The organism is Citrobacter sp. Marseille-Q6884, assembly GCF_945906775.1.
Classification (GTDB): domain Bacteria; phylum Pseudomonadota; class Gammaproteobacteria; order Enterobacterales; family Enterobacteriaceae; genus Citrobacter.
In genome coordinates, this window is sequence record NZ_CAMDRE010000002.1 from 433,990 (window position 1) to 453,088 (window position 19,099).

A 19,099-nucleotide genomic window follows, 5' to 3' on the forward strand; every position below is an offset into this window, starting at 1 on the left:
CATGACAATAACTCCACAACACCTGATTGCGCTGCTACCGCTGCTGATCGTCGGCTTGACGGTGGTGGTTGTGATGCTCTCCATTGCGTGGCGACGCAATCACTTCCTCAATGCCACGCTGTCGGTCATTGGGCTTAACGCCGCGCTGGTTTCGCTCTGGTTTGTTGGCCAGGCGGGCGCAATGGACGTCACCCCGCTGATGCGGGTTGACGGTTTCGCTATGCTCTACACCGGGCTGGTGCTGCTGGCGAGCCTTGCCACCTGTACTTTTGCCTACCCGTGGCTGGAAGGCTATGACGACAACCGGGAAGAGTTCTACCTGCTGGTGCTGATTGCGGCGCTGGGCGGCATTTTGCTGGCCAACGCCAACCATCTGGCGGCGCTGTTCCTCGGTATCGAGCTGATCTCTCTGCCGCTGTTTGGTCTGGTTGGTTATGCGTTCCGTCAGAAACGTTCGCTGGAAGCCAGTATCAAATACACCATCCTGTCTGCCGCAGCCTCTTCCTTCCTGCTGTTCGGTATGGCGCTGGTGTACGCGCAGTCCGGCAACCTGTCGTTCGTCGCGCTCGGTAAGAGCCTTGGTGACGGCATGCTGCACGAGCCGCTGTTGCTGGCGGGCTTCGGTCTGATGATCGTCGGTCTGGGCTTTAAACTCTCTCTGGTGCCTTTCCACCTGTGGACACCAGACGTATACCAGGGCGCTCCGGCTCCGGTTTCCACCTTCCTGGCGACGGCGAGCAAAATCGCTATCTTCGGGGTGGTGATGCGTCTGTTCCTCTACGCACCGGTTGGCGACAGTGAAGCCGTCCGCATCGTGCTGGGTGTGATTGCCTTTGCTTCCATCCTCTTCGGTAACCTGATGGCGCTGAGCCAGACCAATATCAAACGTCTGCTTGGTTACTCTTCCATCTCTCACCTCGGCTATTTGCTGGTGGCGCTGATTGCGCTGCAGAGCGGCGAGATGTCAATGGAAGCGGTGGGTGTATACCTGGCCGGTTATCTGTTCAGCAGCCTCGGCGCGTTCGGCGTGGTCAGCCTGATGTCCAGCCCGTATCGTGGCCCGGATGCGGATTCACTGTTCTCTTACCGTGGTCTGTTCTGGCACCGTCCAATCCTCGCGGCAGTGATGACGGTGATGATGCTGTCTCTGGCGGGTATCCCGATGACGCTGGGCTTTATCGGTAAGTTCTACGTACTGGCTGTCGGTGTGCAGGCCAACCTGTGGTGGCTGGTTGCCGCCGTGGTGGTCGGTTCCGCGATTGGTTTGTACTACTACCTCCGCGTTGCCGTGAGCCTGTACCTGAGCGCTCCGCAGCAGCTTAACCGCGATGCGCCGTCTAACTGGCAGTACAGCGCGGGCGGTATTGTGGTGCTGATCTCTGCGCTGCTGGTTCTGATTCTCGGTGTCTATCCGCAACCGCTGATCAGCATCGTGCAGCTGGCTGCACCGCTGATGTAAGCGACACACTGATACGAAAAAACCCGCCTCGGCGGGTTTTTTTATGCGGCAAAGAAGGTCAGGCAGAAAGCTGACGGCTCACCAGCGGTCCACTGATATCTTTCGCGGCACGTTCCATCACTTCCTGAATCACAGAAGAGAGCTCGTTGATCTCAAATTTTGCTACATAGCCATCTGCTTTCACTCTGCGCACATGATCTTCATTGGCACTGCCTGAAAGGGATGAGTGGATCACGACCGGGATCTTCTTCAGACGCTCGTCGCTCTTAATTTTGCGGGTTAGCGTAAAACCGTCCATCTCCGGCATTTCCAGATCGGTGAGTACCAGCGCAATTTTCTCGCTCACAGGCTTACCTTCCGCCAGCGCTTCCTGAGACAACTGCTGAATCTTATCCCACGCATCTTTGCCCGTGACATGCATCAGATGCGGGATCTCCATCGCATTCAGCCCTTTTTCCAGCATAGCGCGGGCGACTTTTGAGTCTTCTGCCACAATGGCCACCGCACCCGGCGTAACGCTGAATTTGTTGGTTTTCAGGTTGGTGGCGCGCAGGTCATGATTTGACGGCACGATGTCATACAGGATTTGTTCGACGTCGAGTACCAGCGCCAGGTTGTTGGTCTCTTTATTGTCGTCCAGACAGGCGATACTGGTGATATAGCGGCCATTGACGGCTTTCTCGGCGGTATGCACCTGCTGCCAGTCCAGGCGCATAATATTTTCCACTGACTCCACCGCAAATGCCTGCACGCTGCGGGCATACTCCGTGATCAACAGGATGTTAAGTCCGGTCTCTGGCTTACAGCCCGCGACGGCAGGCAGGTCAATCACCGGGATCACCTGATCGCGAATATTCACCATGCCCAGCAACGGGGCTTTCATGCCTGCCGGGCGTGTAAACGTGGGCATTGGTACGATTTCACGCAGTTTGAATACGTTGATGCCAAACAGCTCTGATTTCTGCTCTTCAACAGATTTGCCGAGGCGAAACAGCAGCAGTTCAAAGCGGTTAGACAGGGTTAGGTTTGTCCTGTCATCAATGTCTTTCTGGAAATTGTTCATCCTGTCCTCAGTGTGAAAGCCAGCTATTCCACTGTTATCGGCACTGAGGCGGAAAAATAGAGCACTAAACCGTGAAAATGGCGAAATCGTGAGCCAGTTCGGTGGCCGGAAACAGCGCTCTGCACTCGTCGAGTAAACGCTGGCAGCCTTTTTCATCGTAGCGAGAACTCACGTGGGTCATTATCAGACGACCTACGCCAGCCTGCAGAGCCAGCTGCGCGGCCTGTCGGGTTGAACTGTGCCCCCGGCTGTTGGCTTTTTCCTCCATTGAGGAATCCAGCGTGGTTTCATGCACCATTACGTCCACCCTTTTTGCCAGTTCGAGGGCGCCCGCGCACGGTGCTGTATCACCGAAAATTGCGACGGATTTGCCCGGTGTTGCCGGTGCAAGAAAATCGGACCCGTTTATCGAGCGGCCATCGTCCAGCACAATCGTTTTCCCGGCTTTCAGATCCTGAAACCACGGTCCCGGTTTCACTCCCGCTGTTTTAAGCGCTTTAGCATCCAGCGCGCCGGGTTTGTCATGTTCCTCAACCCGATAACCGTAGCACTCCAACGGATGTTCCAGCGCGAAAGCCGTGACTTTGCGCAAGCCGTCATCAAGAATCTCACCGGCGGTGATTTCCACAATTTCCAGCGGATAATCAGTCCATGAGCCGCTCAGACGCAGTGCCGTTTCAGTAAATTCACGCAGCCCTTTTGGACCGTAAAGCGTTAACGGCTGGACGTTCCCCGCCATCGAACGACTACAGAGCAGACCGGGTAAACCGAAAAGGTGGTCGCCATGCAGATGGCTGATAAAAATACGCTCAAGCTTTCCGGGATTAAACGGAGTGGTGAGCATCTGGTGCTGCGTCCCTTCGCCGCAATCGAAAAGCCACAACCCCGGTTGGGTGGGGTGTTGCAGATTGAGTAATATTGCCGTTACATTGCGTGAGTGTGTGGGGACGCCTGCAGACGTGCCTAAAAATAGTAATTCCATCTTTGCGTTACACTTTTCGCCATCATTGAGGCAGGGTGTTCAGGTTAACACAACAAAGGGGCAGACAATGATTCACTGGCAAGATCTCCACCATACTGCGCTGACCGTACAGCAACTGTATGCCGTTCTCCAGTTACGCTGTGCGGTGTTCGTTGTAGAGCAACAGTGCCCGTACCAGGACGTGGACGGCGATGACTTAGTGGGGGAAAACCGTCACATCCTGGGATGGCATAACAACCAACTGGTGGCGTATGCGAGGATTCTGAAAAGTGACGACGATCTGGAACCGGTTGTGATTGGCCGGGTGATTGTAAGCGAAGCGCTACGCGGTGAAAAACTGGGACAACAACTGATGACGCAGACGCTGGCATCCTGCTCACAACACTGGCCGCACAAGGCGTTATACCTGGGGGCGCAGGCGCACCTGCAAGCATTCTACGCCCGCTTCGGTTTTATGGCGGTAACGGATGTCTATGATGAGGATGGCATCCCGCATATCGGCATGGCACGCGAGGCGTAAATCGCCACCGTTGTCTATAGTTAGCGGATACGTTAACTGAAGGGGAGAAAATAATGACTTTTCATTCTGATGAATCACGTATCGACGACGACCTGGAACTACTCAGTGAAACGCTGGAAGAAGTGCTACGTTCTTCAGGCGATCCTGCCGACCAAAAGTACCTTGAGTTAAAAGCGCGGGCGGAGCTGGCGCTGGAGGAGGTGAGAAACCGCGTAAGCCATGCCTCTGACAGCTATTACTACCGCGCGAAGCAGGCCGTATGTCGCGCTGATGACTATGTGCATGAAAAGCCCTGGCGTGGGATCGGCGTCGGCGCAACCGTCGGTTTGGTGATGGGATTATTGCTGGCACGGCGATAAATCCAGGTTCCTTACCGCGTTAATATGTACTCCCTAAACGGGGGTACTGCTTTTTCTGTCCAGTACCCCGTATAATGAGAGGTTTTTAACAGGGAGAGGTCTGCGTGCATTCAATCACTACTGCGCTGGAAAGTCTGATGCGCCATCTGTCGCAAGAGATACCAGCAGCACCTGGAATTCATATTTACGACATACCTTTCCCTCTTAATGATGCATTTGACGCTTTAGGCTGGCTGGCCAGTCAGCCTGTCTGGCCGCAGTTTTACTGGCAACAACGTAACGGCGATGAAGAAGCCGCTGTATTGGGCGCGGTGGCGATATTCTCCTCGCTGGCATCAGCCCAGCAGTTCTTACGTCAGCATGACAATCATCCTGAACTGCGTATCTGGGGTCTGAATGCGTTTGAGCCGCAAGACGGTAATCTGTTGTTACCTCGCCTGGAGTGGCGGCGCTGCGCCGGGGTGGCGACTTTACGATTACATTTGTACAGCGACGTTTCTCTGCGCGAAGATGCCGCGAACGCCAGGGCATTTCTCGGCGCGCTGGCCAGCGTTAAACCTCTCCCTGCTTTACGTCTGACATTAACCGGTGAACAGCACTGGCCGGATAAAGCGGGCTGGACGCAGCTGATCGAACGGGCTACGCAGACTATTGCCCAGCAGGAGCTTGATAAAGTGGTGCTGGCGAGGGCGACCGATTTACAGTTTTCTCATTCGGTGAATGCCGCTGCGGTAATGGCTTCCAGCCGCCGCCTGAACCTCAACTGTTACCATTTTTTTATGGCCTTCTCCGCCGAATCCGCCTTTCTTGGCTCGTCGCCAGAGCGTCTGTGGCGGCGGCGTGACACCGCGCTGCGTACTGAAGCGCTGGCTGGAACCGTTGCGAATCATCCTGACGATCACCGGGCATGGCAGCTTGGCGAATGGCTGATGAAGGATGATAAAAACCAGCGCGAAAATATGCTGGTGGTGGAGGATATTTGCCAGCGGTTACAAAACTGTACGCAGACACTCGACGTGTTACCGCCCCAGGTGCTCAGACTGCGCAAAGTCCAGCACCTGCGTCGCTGCATCTGGACGGCGCTGAATCAGCCCGACGACACGCTATGCCTGATGCAACTGCAGCCGACGGCCGCCGTGGCGGGCATTCCGCGTGAACTGGCGCGAAGCTTCATTCAGCATAATGAACCTTTTGAGCGCGAATGGTATGCCGGTTCTGCGGGATATCTCTCCCTGCGACAAAGCGAGTTCTGCGTATCGTTGCGCTCGGCGAAAATTACCCGAAACGTCGTGCGTCTGTACGCCGGGGCAGGGATCGTGCGTGGCTCAGATCCTGAACAAGAATGGCAGGAAATTGAGAATAAAGCCGCAGGACTGCGCACTTTATTACAGATGGAAGGATAATGAGTTGTATATTACCGATTCACATCAAAAATCCTTTTTTTCGATTCTTTATACTGTGTCGCAATATTGATACCGGACAATCTCATGTCAGTAAGCGCATTTAACCGACGCTGGGCGGCGGTCATACTGGAAGCATTAACTCGTCACGGCGTCAGGCATGTTTGTATTGCCCCTGGCTCCCGTTCGACACCGTTGACCCTGGCAGCAGCGGAAAACCCGGCTTTTATACATCATACCCATTTTGACGAACGCGGACTGGGTCATCTGGCATTGGGGCTGGCAAAAGTCAGCAAGCAGCCGGTTGCGGTGATTGTGACCTCCGGGACGGCGGTGGCGAATCTGTATCCGGCGCTCATCGAAGCGGGCCTGACCGGTGAAAAACTGATTTTACTCACGGCGGACCGACCGCCAGAACTGATTGACTGCGGGGCGAATCAGGCGATTCGTCAGGCGGGCATGTTTGCCTCCCATCCGTCGCAAACGCTCTCTTTACCACGCCCGACGCAGGATATTCCGGCGAGCTGGCTGGTCTCCACCATTGATAACACGCTGGCTTCACTGCACAGTGGCGCGGTGCACATTAACTGCCCGTTTGCGGAACCGCTGTATGGCGATATGGACGACACGGGACTTGCCTGGCAGCAGCGCCTTGGCGACTGGTGGCAGGATGACAAACCGTGGCTTCGCGAAGCGCGTCGGCTGGAAAGTGACAAGCAACGTGACTGGTTTTTCTGGCGCCAAAAACGCGGCGTCGTGATTGCCGGTCGTATGAGCGCAGAAGAGGGCAAGAAAGTTGCACTGTGGGCGCAAACGCTGGGCTGGCCGCTGATTGGCGACGTGTTGTCGCAAACCGGACAACCGTTGCCGTGTGCCGACCTGTGGCTGGGTAATGCGAAAGCGGTGGCCGAGTTAGAGCAGGCGCAGATTGTGGTGCAGCTTGGCAGCAGCCTGACCGGAAAACGGTTGTTGCAGTGGCAGGCCAGTTGTAACCCGCAAGAATACTGGATTGTCGATAATATCGAAGGACGCCTGGACCCCGCTCATCATCGTGGGCGCAGGTTAGTGGCAAAACCGGGCGACTGGCTGGAACTGCACCCGGCGGAGAAACGTCAGCCCTGGTGTGTTGCGATCCCACGCCTGGCAGAACAAGCCTGGCAGGCGGTCAAAGCGCGTCGTGACGTCTTTGGCGAAGCGCAGCTGGCGCATCGTATTCGGGAATATCTGCCGGAACAAGGGCAGTTGTTTGTGGGTAACAGCCTGGTGGTTCGCCTGATTGATGCGCTTTCGCAGCTTCCGGCTGGCTATCCGGTATACAGCAATCGCGGCGCGAGCGGGATTGACGGTCTGTTGTCTACTGCCGCGGGTGTGCAGCGAGCCAGTGCGAAATCAACGTTGGCAATCGTCGGTGACTTGTCCGCACTCTATGACCTGAATGCGCTGGCGTTATTGCGCCAGGTCTCCGCACCGTTTGTCCTGATCGTGGTGAATAATAACGGTGGTCAGATTTTCTCTCTGCTGCCAACGCCGCAAAGCGAGCGTGAACGCTTCTATCTGATGCCGCAAAATGTGCATTTTGATCATGCGGCAGCGATGTTTAACCTCAAGTATCATCGCCCGGAAAACTGGGAACAGCTGGAAAGTGCGCTGGCGAATGCCTGGCGTACGCCGGCAGCAACGGTGATTGAGCTGGTGGTGAATGAGACTGACGGGGCGCAAACCCTGCAGCAACTGTTGGCGCAGGTAAGCCACTTATGATCCTGCACGCGCAGGCGAACGAAGGCCAGACAGGGTTTCCCTGGCTGGTGTTTCTGCACGGTTTCTCTGGCAATTGTCAGGAATGGCAGACGGTCGGCGAGCAGCTTCACCCCTATTCGCGGTTGTATATCGACCTGCCGGGGCACGGTGGGTCTGCTGATATTCGCGTGAACGGATTCGATGACGTCAGCGAATTGCTGCGTAATACTTTATTTAGTTACAACATACTTAACTACTGGCTGGTGGGATATTCTCTCGGAGGCCGAGTCGCCATGATGGCGGCCTGTCAGGGGATGCCCGGTCTTTGCGGCCTGGTGATTGAAGGTGGGCATCCGGGGTTACAATATGAAGATGAACGCCTTCAGCGTCGCCTTTCGGATGGTCGCTGGGCGGCGCGTTTTCGCGGCGAACCGTTGCGTGATGTCTTCAATGACTGGTATCAGCAACCGGTTTTTGCCTCATTAGATCCCGCGCAACGCCAGGCGCTGGTGGCACTGCGTAGCCAGAATAAGGGTCACACCCTGGCCGCTATGCTGGAGGCTACGTCGCTGGCTGTGCAGCCTGATTTACGCGCGCAGCTGAGTGAGTGCCCATTTCCGTTTTATTATTTATGTGGTGAACGTGATGATAAATTCCGCGCGCTGGCGACGGAATTATCTGTACCGAACCATGTGATTCGTAACGCCGGACACAACGCGCACCGGGATAATCCCGCAGGCGTGGTGGACTGTCTGGCACAGATTCTGCGTCGCTGACTAAAGGACATTTTATGATCTATCCTGATGAAACAATGCTTTACGCACCGGTAGAATGGCTCGATTGCTCTGAAGGCTACACCGACATTCGCTATGAAAAATCCACCGACGGTATCGCAAAAATCACCATTAATCGTCCGCAGGTACGCAACGCATTTCGCCCTGTCACCGTCAAAGAGATGATTCAGGCGCTGGCGGATGCGCGTTATGACGACAACGTCGGCGTGATTATCCTGACAGGTGCAGGCGACAAAGCGTTTTGCTCTGGCGGCGATCAGAAAGTGCGCGGTGACTACGGCGGATACCAGGACGACTCCGGTGTGCATCACCTGAACGTACTGGACTTCCAGCGTCAAATTCGTACCTGTCCGAAGCCGGTTGTGGCGATGGTTGCGGGTTATTCCATCGGTGGCGGCCACGTGCTGCACATGATGTGTGATCTGACCATTGCGGCGGAAAACGCCATCTTCGGTCAGACTGGCCCGAAAGTCGGTTCATTCGACGGTGGCTGGGGTGCTTCTTACATGGCGCGTATCGTCGGTCAGAAGAAAGCGCGTGAAATCTGGTTCCTGTGCCGTCAGTACGATGCAAAACAGGCGCTGGATATGGGACTGGTTAATACCGTGGTTCCGCTGGCGGATCTGGAAAAAGAGACCGTACGCTGGTGTCGCGAAATGCTGCAAAACAGCCCGATGGCGTTGCGTTGCCTGAAAGCGGCTCTGAACGCTGACTGCGATGGTCAGGCCGGTCTGCAGGAACTGGCAGGTAACGCTACCATGCTGTTCTACATGACGGAGGAAGGTCAGGAAGGCCGCAACGCCTTCAACCAGAAACGTCAGCCTGACTTCAGCAAATTTAAACGGAATCCGTAATGCGTAGCGCGCAGGTATACCGCTGGCAGATCCCCATGGACGCGGGGGTGATTCTGCGCGACAGGCGGTTAAAAACGCGTGACGGGTTGTACGTTTGTCTCCGTGATGGCGAGCGCGAAGGGTGGGGAGAGATCTCCCCACTGCCGGGCTTCAGCCAGGAAACCTGGGAAGAAGCGCAAACCGTGCTGCTGAGCTGGGTGAACGGCTGGTTGCAGGGAGATTCATCCTTACCACAGATGCCTTCAGTGGCCTTCGGCGCAAGCTGTGCACTGGCTGAACTTGAGGGTGTATTACCGCAGGCAGCAGACTATCGCGCTGCGCCACTGTGTACGGGCGATCCTGACGATCTGATTCTGCAACTGGCCGACATGCCGGGTGAGAAGGTCGCGAAAGTGAAAGTCGGTCTGTATGAAGCGGTACGCGACGGTATGGTGGTCAACCTGCTGCTTGAGGCGATCCCGGAACTGCATTTGCGTCTTGACGCTAACCGTGCCTGGACGCCGCTGAAATCACAGCAGTTCGCGAAGTACGTCAACCCTGAATACCGCGGGCGTATTGCTTTCCTCGAAGAGCCGTGTAAAACCCGCGATGATTCGCGTGCGTTTGCGCGTGAAACCGGGATTGCTATTGCCTGGGATGAAAGTCTGCGCGAAGCGGATTTTACCTTTATGGCCGAAGACGGTGTGAGTGCGGTTGTTATCAAACCCACGCTGACGGGCAGTCTGGATAAAGTTCGCGAACAGGTTGCAGCGGCGCACGCGCTGGGGCTTACGGCGGTGATCAGTTCATCGATTGAGTCGAGTCTGGGTCTGACCCAACTGGCGCGGATTGCCGCCTGGCTGACACCGCAGACCATTCCCGGTCTGGATACGCTGAACCTGATGCAGTGTCAGCAGGTTCGCACCTGGCCAGGCAGTGCATTGCCGTGTATTGACGTTGATGCGCTGGAACGTCTGTTATGACCCTGCAGGACATGCCCGATAGCGCAAGCTTATCGGGCCTTCATACTCCACCCGTTAATCCTGATTTTCATGACTGGCCGTGGCGTCACTGGCGTCAGGTTCGGGGGGATTTGCCCGCTTTACGTCTCAACGATGAGAGACTCAGCTGGCGTGACCTTTGCGCGCGGGTAGATAGTCTGGCAAGCGGTTTTGCTGCACAGGGCGTGGCAGAAGGCGATGGTGTTCTGCTACGCGCCTGGAATCATCCCCAAACGTTACTGGCCTGGCTGGCATTGTTGCAGTGTGGCGCCCGGATATTACCGGTTAATCCACAACTGCCTCAGTCGCTGCTGGAGGAACTGATCCCCGGTTTAACGCTGCGTTTTGCGCTGGTGCTGGAAGGCGATAACACGCTTTTGACGCTGACGCCGCTGCAGATAGAGGCGCGTACTGGCGAGCATGCCGTCGCCTGGCAGCCTCAGCGTTTGAGTTCAATGACGCTGACCTCCGGCTCAACCGGACTGCCTAAAGCGGCCGTTCATACCTGCCAGGCGCATCTGGCGAGCGCACAGGGGGTGTTGTCATTAATGCCTTTTGACGCAGAGGATGACTGGTTGCTCTCGCTGCCGCTATTTCATGTTTCCGGTCAGGGCATTCTCTGGCGCTGGTTATTTGCAGGCGCGCGATTAACCGTACGCGACAAACAGCCGCTGGAGCAGATGCTGGCCGGTTGTACCTACGCTTCACTCGTTCCCACGCAGCTTTGGCGTTTACTGGTCAATAAAACGCCGGTAACGCTAAAAGCGGTATTACTGGGTGGCGCGGCGATCCCGGTCGAACTGACCGAACAGGCGCGTGAGCAGGGGATTCGCTGCTGGTGCGGTTACGGGCTGACAGAATTTGCCTCAACGGTTTGCGCGAAAGAAGCGGATGGCCTGGCGGATGTCGGTTCTGCCTTACCGGGCAGAGAAGTCAAAATTGTGGATAACGAAGTCTGGCTAAAGGCCGCCAGTATGGCGCAAGGTTATTGGCGAAATGGTCAACTTATCCCACTGGTGAATAGCGAGGGCTGGTTTGCCACCCGCGATCGCGGGGTATTAAATGACGGTAAGTTAACCATTGTGGGGCGCATGGACAATCTGTTCTTTAGCGGCGGAGAAGGTATTCAGCCGGAAGAAGTGGAGCGTGTTATTGCCACGCATCCGCATGTGCTGCAAGCCTTTATTGTTCCGATAGAGGACAACGAGTTTGGGCATCGCCCTGTGGCAGTGGTTGAATATGACGCTGAAGCCGGAAATCTTGACCTGGCTGAATGGGTCAGCGATAAGCTGGCGCGTTTTCAGCAGCCGGTGTGTTGGCTGACATTACCACCAGAACTGAAAACAGGCGGGATTAAAATCTCTCGCCGCGCGTTGCAGAATTGGGTCAATGCCAGTCAAACCAGACAGACGACAACATGAGCGTCAGGTTCAGCGGGATAAGGGACGATTAGGCAGAAAAATCGTCATTAATCCCGCCATGATGCACAGTACGCCTACCAGTGCCTTCACTGAAAATGTTCCCTGCCAGCCTGGCAACAGGATTGATGCGACCCATACCAGCACATAGCTGAGGCTGAGCAGGGCATAAGCCTTGCTCAGTGCAAGCTGGTGCAGGGCTTTGTGCCAGCAGATAACCGACAGCAAATATCCCACCAGTCCGGCATACAATGTTAGCGCTCCAGCCTGGATAGACAATGCGGCGGAGACAAACGCCATCAGATGCTGAATGGGCGGCAGATTATCCATTGCGTAGCCGAGGCTCAACTGTGCGGCAGAAGTGATAATGACGCTACACAATCCCCAGAAGATCCCCATCAGACTGCGCTCCCAAGAATAAAAATACCGGTAATGATTAAACCCACTCCCAGCCAGTGACGGGCAGTGACGGGTTCACGCCATATTTTCCACGCCGCCAGCGTGACCCAAACGAAATTCAGGCTGAGCATGGGATAAGCAATGCCGACGGGAATATTTTGCAACACCGCAAGCCATAGCAGCATGGCCAGCCCCAGGCTGACCAGCGCGAGTCCAACCCACCGGGCAATATGACGTTTACGCGCCCGGCCTGACACCGGGCGAGTTGCCTGCTTCTGGCAGAGTTGTCCGCATACGCTGAGCAGGCTGGCGAGGACTAACACTATCCAGATCATTTGGGTCGATACTGAATCATAACCAGGCGCCCCTGATTATCGATATTGTCAGCGGGGGGAAGGGCAAGCTGATTGATATCGTCATCTCTGGAAACCGACAATACGAGCGTAATGACGCCTTCCTGTCGATGCTGCGCCAACCAGTCGGCAAAGTCATTTTTGCTGATAAAGCGTCCTCTGGCATCCGGGTAGTTGAGACCGTATTTTAATTCCCCCGTCTGCCTGTACATGATGATGTCATCGCGTTTCAGGCTCCAGGCCAGCCCTGCGGCAACGCCAACGCTGTCGGTGAGAATATAACGGCTCGACTCCAGCGACTCTTTGGTCATCTCAACAAAAAACTGCGGCTGTTTGGACTCCATCACCCGGTCGGGTATTGAGAAACCGAAGAGTAGCGCCAGTCCCAGCGGGCAAAACGCCGCCAGCTTCCAGTTTTTTGCGCCACTATTTAGCGTATACCAGCCAAATAACGTCCAGATGATAAAAATGCCCCATGAACAAAATACTTTATAGGTTTCAACCGATGTCCAGACGGGGGACTTTAGCGGTCCCAGCGTGGAAACGAAAAACGTTGCCACAATACCGAGTACCCCAAACAAGACATTGATCCCGCCATTAATGCGCAGGGCAACGGCACCTTTCTCTTCTGCCTGTAATCCATAACGCGCAGTCAGGATCGCCAGCGGGGCGAAGCAGGAAAGAATATAGGTCGGCAGCTTTCCTTTCGCGATGCTGAAGAACAGAAGCGGCATGATAATCCAGCACAGCAGATACAGGGCGCTGCGCGGAACATCCCGTTCACGCCATCCAGTACGCAGTGCGCCGGGTAACAAAGCAAGCCAGGGCAGACTGCCGATGATCAGTACAGGCAAGTAATACCAGAATGGGGCTTTATGTTGGGCATCAGCCTGGGCAAAGCGCTGAATGTGCTCGACCCAGAAAAAGTAGTGCCAGAAGTCCGGCTCGCGCTGGGCAATCGCTATCCCCCATGGGAGCACGATGGCGATGCAGCCTGCTATCGCCAACAAGCCATAGAGCACCGTGTCCTTCCAGCGTTTTTGTATGAAAACCCACGGCAGTACGCTGAAAACGGGAACGGCGAGCGCGAGGAAACCTTTGGTCATCACCCCCATGCCGCAGGTCAGTCCTAATAGCAAGAAGGCGGTGATTTTGCGCGTTCTGGTCGTGGCCTGCATCCCCTCCCAAAAGCAGCACATGCCTGCCATTAGCCAGAGCGCAATGATGGGATCAAGTACCGCGTAGGTGCCGATGCTGTAAACCGAAACAAACGTTAAAAAGATAACTGAAGAAAGTACGGCAGTACGCTTATCCTGCCATAACCGCATGGCGAGCCAGGCGACCAGCAAAGCCGTTAGCAATGTCGCAAAAATGGCACCGGCTCTGACGCCAAAGTTGTTTGTGCCAAACAACCATTGCCCGATACTGTTTAACCAGTATCCGGCGATGGGTTTTTCAAAATAGCGTAAACCTAAAAAGTGCGGGACAATCCAGTCGCCAGAGGCCAGCATTTCCCGGCTGATTTCAGCATAGCGCGTTTCATCGGGCTGCCAGAGCAGGCGGCTATTGATGGGGAAAATAAAATACAGCGCAACAAATGCGAGGTATGCCAGGGTGTAACGCAGGGATTTCATCATGTCATACTCACCGGTTGCTGGCAGCCAACCCATCCCTCTCTGCCGGGAATGTTGCCACGTACAATCTGCCCTGATGGCAGCGTATTGATATCCTCCGGTAACAGATCCCCGAGCGGACAAAAAGCGATACCTGCATCGGCGGCGCGAACAAGCAGATCGTCAAAATCCTGATGGCAGGCGATGCCCTCAACCTCCGCATGAATGGTATAGACCGGAGTACCTGTGCTCATCAGCATGTGCGAGAGAATCCAGGCATTAAAATCGACGGCCTGTACTTCCAGACCAACAACTTCATCCCATGTTGGCAAGGTGACGGGGATTTGCGGCGTACCGAATTTCCCTGTCTCAAGTACGGGACGGAATATCGTGGTGCCCCGGCAGTCGCTGTTATAGCGCAGGTTGAAGGCTTCTTTTGCGTGGGCGACGCGTTCGTCGGCACGCCAACCCGCAACGGCTGAGCAGGTGACGGGCTGGCCGGTGATCGCTTCAAGGGCAGTGATGCCCTGCGCAATATCATCGATCAGCTGTTTGTCATTCCAGTTCCCGCTGCGTGCCTGCCAGGCGTGATGATCCCAGGCGTGTAATCCAGTTTCGTGAGTCCGGGCTGCCTCATGAATAATGGCTGCATTGGCCTGACCGATCTCTTTTCCCGGCCATGCGGTGCCCGCCAATAAAATATCCCATCCGTAGAGAGAAACGGCGTTTGAGCGCAGCATTTTCCACAGAAATTGCGGTTTCACCAGGCGCCAGAGATGGCGCCCCATGTTGTCAGGACCGACGCTAAAGAAAAAACTTGCCCGAACGTTATGTCGGTTCAATGTTTCGAGCAGGCGGGGGACGCCTTCGCGCGTTCCCCTGAAGGTATCGACATCAATACGCAAGCCTGCTTTGATCATGATGAATGTTCCGTAATGTCCACGCTGCGTAAGAAGAAATCCAGAGTCTCTTCGACGGTTTCCTGCATCTCGATAGTGGGCTCCCAGTTCAGACAGCGTTTTGCATTACGAATATTGGGCTTACGGTGTTCAACGTCCTGATAACCTTTACCATAGTAGCTGCTGCTTTCGACGTCACGGAAACCCGCAAACGGCGGAAAGTGCGGGCGCAGCGGATGTTTTTCAAAGCAGGTCAGCAGCATTTGCGCCAGCTCCTGAATACTCGCTTCGTTATCCGGGTTGCCGATGTTGATAATCTCACCGTCGCAACGTCCGCCCTCGTTTTCAATGATGCGGAACAAGGCTTCTATCCCATCGCGAATATCGGTAAAACACCGTTTCTGCTTACCCCCTTCAATCAACTTAATGGGCGAACCTTCCACCAGATTCAGGATCAATTGCGTGATGGCGCGCGAGCTACCGATACGCGCGGCATTCAGGCTATCCAGACGCGGTCCCATCCAGTTAAACGGACGGAATAAGGTGAAGCGCAATCCCTCTTTTTCACCGTATGCCCAAATTACGCGATCCAGAAGTTGCTTGGAAACAGAGTAGATCCAGCGTGGTTTATTCACTGGACCGACAATCAGGTTTGAGCTGTCTTCATCGAACACTTTGTCGTTACACATCCCGTAAACTTCTGAGGTTGAAGGGAAAATGATGCGCTTCTGGTATTTCACGCAGTAGCGAATAATTTTCAGGTTCTCTTCAAAATCGAGCTCGAATACACGCAGGGGGTTGCGGGTGTATTCAATGGGCGTGGCAATCGCCACCAGCGGCAGGACGACATCGCATTTTTTCACATGATATTCAATCCATTCGGAGTGAATGCTGATGTCACCTTCCACAAAGTGAAAACGCGGATGTTGCAGAAAACGGCTTATGGCATCGCTGCCAATATCGAGCCCATACACTTCGTAGTTATCTTCACGCAGCAAACGTTCAGTCAGGTGATTACCAATAAAACCATTCACGCCGAGAATCAGCACGCGGGTACGGCGTTTGCTGGTGGAAACTGACGGAGTATTCAGACGAGAACCCACCACCAGACCCAGTACCTGAGCCAGTTGCGACCCCTGCATCGTGATGCCATCGCCTGATTGCCCGGTAATGATTTCAAGCGCGCCATCGGCGCAGGCGATCAGTAAGGGTGAAACCGAAATAACCGTTCCGGGTTGGGCTGCGGGGGCATCAGAGTGCGGGCGTGATGTCCAGACGGTGAACTTCTGTGTCCCTACATAGCTGAATGCGCCAGGCCAGGGAGCGCTCACGGCACGCACCATGTTATGCAACTGCGCCACGGTCTTGTTCCAGTCGAGAGCGCTGTCGTCCGGGCTGCGGCGACCAAAACAGGTGGCGTCTGCTTCCTGCTGTGCACACTCTTGCTGGTTGCCCATTTTGATTGCGGGCAAGGCCTGCTCAAGAACCTGGCGTGCCGCCTGGCACAGCTTATAGTGCAACGTTAAGGCGACGTCATCAGGTGAAATGGCAACGCGCTGTTGAGCCACAATGGCTCCGGCATCCGCGCGCTTAACCATGCGGTGAAGCGTAACGCCTGTTTCGGTTTCACCATTGACCAATACCCAGTTCAGCGGGGCACGACCCCGATATTTTGGCAGCAGCGAACCGTGAAGATTAAACGCGCCTTTAGGCGCAAGATTGAGGATGTCATCGCTCAGTAAGTGGCGGTAGTAAAACGAGAAGATCACGTCAGGGGCGAGCTGGCTGATCCGTTCAATCCACAGCGGGTGATTGATTTCATCCGGTGCGTAAACGGGGATGCCTGCGCTGGCCGCCAGGCGGGAAACCGAGCCAAAAAATGCGTTCTCACCAGGGTTATCGGTGTGCGTAAAAATAGCAGCGATGTCATAACCTGCATCTAACAAGGCTTGAATTCCCTGACATCCCATATCGTGATAGGCAAATACAACGGCTTTCATGCGTGGTGTTCCTCGGTTGATGGCGTGGTGTGTGGGCGGATAACGTGTTGAACAAAGTAGCGGGGGCGTGCGCGGACATCGTTATAGATACGACCGATGTATTCGCCGAGTAATCCCATGCCAATGAACTGTGCGCCGATAAACGTAAACAGCACGGCAAACAGCATAAATACCCCTTCTGCAGCCCACTGTGGGCCAAACGTCAGGCGAAGTACGACCAGCAGAACGGATAAGGTAAAGCCCGTTGCGGCAATGACGCTGCCCAGCAGACTCAACATACGCAGCGGTGTGGTGGTCAGACAGGTCACCAGGTCATACATCAGGTTGATCAGACGCATGAAGCTGTATTTCGAGTCGCCAAATTCACGTTCTGCATGGTGCACCGGGATTTCCGTCGCGCGGCGGGCAAAAATGTTGGCCAGAATGGGGATAAAAGTGCTGCGTTCCTGGCAATGCAACATGGCATCCACGATGTGACGGCGGTAGGCGCGAAGCATGCAGCCGTAATCGCCCATCGCTTTACCGGTTGTGCGCTGAATCAAATGATTGATCATCCGCGAAGCTGTCTTACGAAACACGCTATCTTGTCGGTTCTGGCGAACCGTTCCGACCACATCGAAGCCTTCCTCTGCTGTCGCGACCAGCCGCGGGATCTCCTCCGGCGGGTTTTGCAAATCGGCGTCCAGCGTGATGATCAACTCTCCGGTGACATGGCTGAAACCCGCCATAATCGCTGAGTGTTGTCCGTAATTTCGGTTGAGCAGAATAGAAACGATATGGCTGCCCTGGGCCTGCGATGCCTCCATCATCAGCTGCGCGGAATTGTCGCTACTGCCGTCATCGATCAGCAGAATTTCATACTCTTTACCCAGTTTTTCGCAGGCGGTGCTGGTTCGCTTAATTAACTCGGGCAGACTTTCCTGTTCGTTAAAAACGGGAATAACCACCGAGACTTTTTTGATAGGCGTGGCGTCAAACATGATCATGTCCTGCTATCTGGCGAAGTGCCGTGATGACGCGTTGCGTATCATCGGCGGTCATGTCGGGAAATAACGGCAGTGAACAGATACGCGCGCTATTCCACTCGGTATTGGGAAGTGAAAGGGAGGGGAAGCGTTCGCGATAATACTTCTGCGTGTGGGCGGCGCGAAAATGCAGGCCGGTACCAATGCCTTTGGCCTTCAGCGCTTCCATCAACGCGTCACGGCTCAGGCCGCAGCGGGCTTCATCGACACGGATAATAAACAGGTGCCATGCGTGAGCATGTGGCCATTGCGGGAGCGCCAGCGGTTGGAAAGGGGTATCGGCCAGCGCGTGCTGGTACTGTTGTGCAATGTGCGCGCGGCGCGCATTCAGTTGCGTCAGTTTATCCAGTTGAGTCAAAGCGATAGCCGCATTGATGTCGGTCAGATTGTACTTGTATCCCGGTGAGAGAACTTCTGCCTGCGGCGCGCGACCGTAGGTTTGTCGGTCATATGCGTCTACGCCCAGACCGTGAAATTTCAGACTGCGCAGTCGCTCGGCGAGTTGTTTGTCGTCGGTAACTATCAGGCCACCTTCCGCGCAGGTGATATTTTTGATGGCATGAAAAGAGAAGATTGCCGTACCGCGAGCGCCAACATGACGCCCCTTATAATGTGTTCCAACGGCATGGGCAGCGTCTTCAATAACCGGAATACCGTAGCGCTCGCCGATGGCGTAAATGGCATCAAGATCGGCGGGTGCGCCGGCATAATGAACCGGAATAATGGCTTTGGTTCGCGGGGTGATAGCCGCTTCAATTTGCTCTGGTGTGACCATGAGGGTATCTCTGTCGATATCGATCATGACCGGTGTAGCCCCCAGCAGGACAATCATGTTGAGCGTTGAAACCCATGTCATGGACGGCGTGATGACCTCATCGCCTTCACCGACCCCCAGAGCCATCAGCGTGATGTGCATACCTGCGGTGGCGGAACAGACGGCAACGGCATTCTGGTTTCCCGTGAGCCGACAGAAGGCTTCTTCCAGTTGCTGATTTTTCGGGCCGGTGGTAATCCATCCTGAGTCCAGAACCGCCTTAACCGCAGCAAGCTCTTCAGCCCCCATTGCCGGGCGGGAGAAAGGCAAAAAGTCAGACATCATTATTCCTTCAAGCCATGAAACGCGACAGCATGCTTATTTTTGAAGACAAACAGGCGTGCGTTAATTATTTCATTAGGCTGTTAAGGTTAATGATGGAAGGTTAATTTATCCTTAAGGACTTAAGGTGACGAAAATACAGCGCGGT

At 55.0% G+C, this 19,099-nt stretch carries 18 protein-coding genes; 9 read left to right on the top strand and 9 right to left on the bottom strand.

Annotated elements, in window-relative coordinates; genetic code table 11:
* Position 1 precedes the first annotated feature (1 nt).
* Complete coding sequence (nuoN, locus tag N7268_RS17090) at positions 2 to 1,459, top strand: NADH-quinone oxidoreductase subunit NuoN (protein ID WP_198903511.1); 1,458 nt, start codon at positions 2 to 4, stop codon at positions 1,457 to 1,459.
* A gap of 58 nt (positions 1,460 to 1,517) precedes the next feature.
* On the opposite strand, the gene N7268_RS17095 is transcribed toward nuoN, so the two are convergent.
* Entirely contained in the window at positions 1,518 to 2,522 is a 1,005-nt protein-coding gene (locus N7268_RS17095) for a chemotaxis protein (protein ID WP_260863802.1), read from the bottom strand.
* A gap of 64 nt (positions 2,523 to 2,586) precedes the next feature.
* Positions 2,587 to 3,504: a ribonuclease BN gene (rbn, locus tag N7268_RS17100; RefSeq protein ID WP_260863803.1), complete on the bottom strand. Its 918-nt coding sequence runs from the start codon at positions 3,502 to 3,504 to the stop codon at positions 2,587 to 2,589.
* A 67-nt stretch (positions 3,505 to 3,571) separates the two neighbouring features.
* Between rbn and N7268_RS17105 the strand changes: the two genes are divergently transcribed.
* The 8 genes from N7268_RS17105 to menE all read left to right on the top strand — a co-directional run bounded on the left by N7268_RS17105 (position 3,572) and on the right by menE (position 11,569).
* Entirely contained in the window at positions 3,572 to 4,024 is a 453-nt protein-coding gene (locus N7268_RS17105) for a GNAT family N-acetyltransferase (protein WP_260863804.1), read from the top strand.
* A 53-nt stretch (positions 4,025 to 4,077) separates the two neighbouring features.
* Positions 4,078 to 4,383, top strand: coding sequence for a stress response protein ElaB (gene elaB, locus N7268_RS17110; RefSeq protein WP_198903515.1), 306 nt, complete (start codon positions 4,078 to 4,080; stop codon positions 4,381 to 4,383).
* Between the two features lie 104 nt (positions 4,384 to 4,487).
* On the top strand, positions 4,488 to 5,786 hold the full coding sequence (menF, locus tag N7268_RS17115) for an isochorismate synthase MenF (protein WP_260863805.1): 1,299 nt from the start codon (positions 4,488 to 4,490) through the stop codon (positions 5,784 to 5,786).
* Positions 5,787 to 5,870: 84 nt separating this feature from the next.
* Positions 5,871 to 7,541, top strand: coding sequence for a 2-succinyl-5-enolpyruvyl-6-hydroxy-3-cyclohexene-1-carboxylic-acid synthase (gene menD / locus N7268_RS17120; protein ID WP_260863806.1), 1,671 nt, complete (start codon positions 5,871 to 5,873; stop codon positions 7,539 to 7,541).
* Positions 7,538 to 8,296, top strand: coding sequence for a 2-succinyl-6-hydroxy-2,4-cyclohexadiene-1-carboxylate synthase (gene menH, locus N7268_RS17125; RefSeq protein ID WP_260863807.1), 759 nt, complete (start codon positions 7,538 to 7,540; stop codon positions 8,294 to 8,296). The genes menD and menH overlap by 4 nt, the downstream gene beginning before the upstream one ends.
* Before the next feature lie 14 nt (positions 8,297 to 8,310).
* On the top strand, positions 8,311 to 9,168 hold the full coding sequence (menB, locus tag N7268_RS17130) for a 1,4-dihydroxy-2-naphthoyl-CoA synthase (protein WP_260863808.1): 858 nt from the start codon (positions 8,311 to 8,313) through the stop codon (positions 9,166 to 9,168).
* The gene (menC, locus tag N7268_RS17135; protein WP_260863809.1) at positions 9,168 to 10,130 is read left to right on the top strand and encodes an o-succinylbenzoate synthase; all 963 of its coding nucleotides are present in this window, start codon (positions 9,168 to 9,170) and stop codon (positions 10,128 to 10,130) included. The genes menB and menC overlap by 1 nt, the downstream gene beginning before the upstream one ends.
* 11 nt (positions 10,131 to 10,141) lie before the next feature.
* On the top strand, positions 10,142 to 11,569 hold the full coding sequence (gene menE / locus N7268_RS17140) for an o-succinylbenzoate--CoA ligase (protein WP_260864692.1): 1,428 nt from the start codon (positions 10,142 to 10,144) through the stop codon (positions 11,567 to 11,569).
* 9 nt (positions 11,570 to 11,578) lie between these two features.
* On the opposite strand, the gene arnF is transcribed toward menE, so the two are convergent.
* Genes arnF through arnB form a run of 7 tightly spaced genes read right to left on the bottom strand, consistent with a single transcriptional unit; the run spans position 11,579 to position 18,951 of the window.
* The gene (gene arnF, locus N7268_RS17145) at positions 11,579 to 11,965 is read right to left on the bottom strand and encodes a 4-amino-4-deoxy-L-arabinose-phosphoundecaprenol flippase subunit ArnF (protein ID WP_260863810.1); all 387 of its coding nucleotides are present in this window, start codon (positions 11,963 to 11,965) and stop codon (positions 11,579 to 11,581) included.
* Positions 11,965 to 12,300, bottom strand: a complete 336-nt coding sequence (gene arnE, locus N7268_RS17150) for a 4-amino-4-deoxy-L-arabinose-phosphoundecaprenol flippase subunit ArnE (protein WP_260863811.1) — start codon at positions 12,298 to 12,300, stop codon at positions 11,965 to 11,967. The genes arnF and arnE overlap by 1 nt, the downstream gene beginning before the upstream one ends.
* Positions 12,297 to 13,955 carry a lipid IV(A) 4-amino-4-deoxy-L-arabinosyltransferase gene (gene arnT, locus N7268_RS17155; RefSeq protein ID WP_260864693.1) on the bottom strand — a complete coding sequence of 553 codons (1,659 nt, stop codon included), beginning with the start codon at positions 13,953 to 13,955 and terminating at the stop codon, positions 12,297 to 12,299. Before arnT ends, arnE begins: the two co-directional genes overlap by 4 nt.
* Positions 13,952 to 14,851, bottom strand: a complete 900-nt coding sequence (gene arnD / locus N7268_RS17160) for a 4-deoxy-4-formamido-L-arabinose-phosphoundecaprenol deformylase (RefSeq protein WP_260863812.1) — start codon at positions 14,849 to 14,851, stop codon at positions 13,952 to 13,954. Before arnD ends, arnT begins: the two co-directional genes overlap by 4 nt.
* Positions 14,848 to 16,830, bottom strand: a complete 1,983-nt coding sequence (arnA, locus tag N7268_RS17165) for a bifunctional UDP-4-amino-4-deoxy-L-arabinose formyltransferase/UDP-glucuronic acid oxidase ArnA (protein WP_260863813.1) — start codon at positions 16,828 to 16,830, stop codon at positions 14,848 to 14,850. Before arnA ends, arnD begins: the two co-directional genes overlap by 4 nt.
* Positions 16,827 to 17,810: an undecaprenyl-phosphate 4-deoxy-4-formamido-L-arabinose transferase gene (gene arnC / locus N7268_RS17170; RefSeq protein ID WP_260863814.1), complete on the bottom strand. Its 984-nt coding sequence runs from the start codon at positions 17,808 to 17,810 to the stop codon at positions 16,827 to 16,829. Before arnC ends, arnA begins: the two co-directional genes overlap by 4 nt.
* A complete protein-coding gene (gene arnB / locus N7268_RS17175; RefSeq protein WP_260863815.1) occupies positions 17,803 to 18,951 on the bottom strand; it encodes a UDP-4-amino-4-deoxy-L-arabinose aminotransferase in 1,149 nt (382 codons plus the stop codon). Before arnB ends, arnC begins: the two co-directional genes overlap by 8 nt.
* Positions 18,952 to 19,099 lie beyond the last annotated feature (148 nt).